Raw genomic sequence first — 1,706 nt, 5'->3', positions numbered from 1 at the left:
TAACGAAGGCCGGTTCCTTGCTTCATATATGAGGTCCCCGAGTCCGTCCTCAGCTGCCGATGCGCTCGGCACGTCCCCTTCGACGTTCCTTGACGACGGCGACCTCGAGGAACCCCTTGTGAACAAGCCGGAATCCGGGCGGAAGCGTGGGAGAGTAGAGACCGTTGAGCTCGACCGAGAAATCCATGTCAATCCCCACATGGCAATTGCCAAAGTTGACCACGGCGTCGAACTTCGCCAGCTCGAAGCATGCTTCGGTTTCGAAGCGCACGTCTGTGAATATCGCATCATTGCGGACCCGGATACCGGGAAACAAGGCATCTTTTTTGAAGACAGCGCCGATGAATACTGCCAGGTTGTCGAACGCAGTGCTGCTGAACCCGGCGATGCACGAGAAGACGGAGTCGCTGAAATCGGTCATCGATTGAAAACGGGCATGGGAAAAAGAGACGTGGTCGTGGAAGGAGCATCTCTGGAAGGAAGCGGGGCCTTCAAAATTGGCCCCATGGAAAGCTACGCCGTCGTCGAAAGTCGAGCCGTCGAACATAGCATCGTCGCCGAAGCGGACGCCATTGAAGTGCGTAGCGCCGGTGAAACGGCAACCGGTGAAGTCGGCGGCCATGATGTCGGCCTTGGTCAGGTCCAGGCTCACCAGATGGGCTCCGGCCAGATCCAGTCGTATGCCGCTCCAAGGACTACCTTCGCCGTAGGGAGAGAGGTGGTCCGTGAGAATTTTCTGCGCGACCTTGCGGGTCTCGTCATCGATATGCCCGTGATTGCCGTGGCGCAGGTAGTGACAGACTCGGTCGATCACTCGCTGCCGCCACTCGGCCGTGGTGTCGCCGACACTCTCAAGCAGAGACAAAGCCCCTGCTCGTACATTCGCGTTCTCGTGGTTGAGTTGGATGAGCGCGTCGATGAAACGCATCTCGGAAGTGGCCTGCATGGCTGTCGCCTGGCCGACACCATTGGAGCGCTCGATCAGTGCGTACAGATCGTGACGCTCCCAGTATTTGATTCGAAAGGCGGGTTTCCTGTTTTTGGCATACTGTTCGAGATGATCTTTGGCGCTGTTGGACAAGTTTCCGCTGACCATGAAAAGTGCTACGTCTGCTCCGTTGGCTTCCGCGGCCGCCAGCAATTCGTCAAGATGTGCGCGGGAAACAGTTTTAGCATGATGTTTGCATTCGACGAACCATCGCTCGAAAAATTGATCTCTGTCCGGGTCGATGCGAGGATAGACCGCCTCGATATCCCGCCCACCATCGCCCGCGTTCACTCCTCGCGTGGCGCCTTTACGCCAGTTGATCTGCTGAAATCCCAGTCTACTCAATAGGTCGCGGCAGAATTTCTCGAACTCTTCCGCATCGAACGTCGAGAATATGGGGGCGTCCATGGCGATATTCTATGGCAGGAGGGATGACGATTAAGAGTCCGCACCGGGCAGCATCTCCCGGAGACTTCTCGGAGGCCAACTCGGCGTGGTGGTAGGCGTCGAACGCCCACGGGCACCGGCCTGTTCAAGGGCTGGGTGTCCAAGCTCGTCGCGCGCAACCAGGCTGAGGGCGAGGCAGCGTTCGAGCCCCGGTCGCGACGCCCGCACACCTCGCCGAACGCGATTGAGGCCGACACCGTCGAGCTGATCGTCCGGCTCCGCAAGGACCTCGCCGAGCAGGGACTGGACGCCAACAGGGTTCGCCGGGCAG

1 protein-coding gene is annotated in these 1,706 nt (G+C 59.0%); it reads right to left on the bottom strand.

The genetic code is table 11. The annotated features are described in order from the left end of the window. Positions 1-49 precede the first annotated feature (49 nt). Positions 50-1,396 carry a pentapeptide repeat-containing protein gene (locus tag V5E28_RS48900; RefSeq protein WP_336217174.1) on the bottom strand — a complete coding sequence of 449 codons (1,347 nt, stop codon included), beginning with the start codon at positions 1,394-1,396 and terminating at the stop codon, positions 50-52. Positions 1,397-1,706: the final 310 nt, after the last annotated feature.

Source organism: Nonomuraea sp. LPB2021202275-12-8, assembly GCF_037044575.1.
GTDB lineage: Bacteria > Actinomycetota > Actinomycetes > Streptosporangiales > Streptosporangiaceae > Nonomuraea.
Note: the sequence above shows the minus strand (reverse complement) of the source record. Positions and strands in the feature narration are given on the sequence as shown.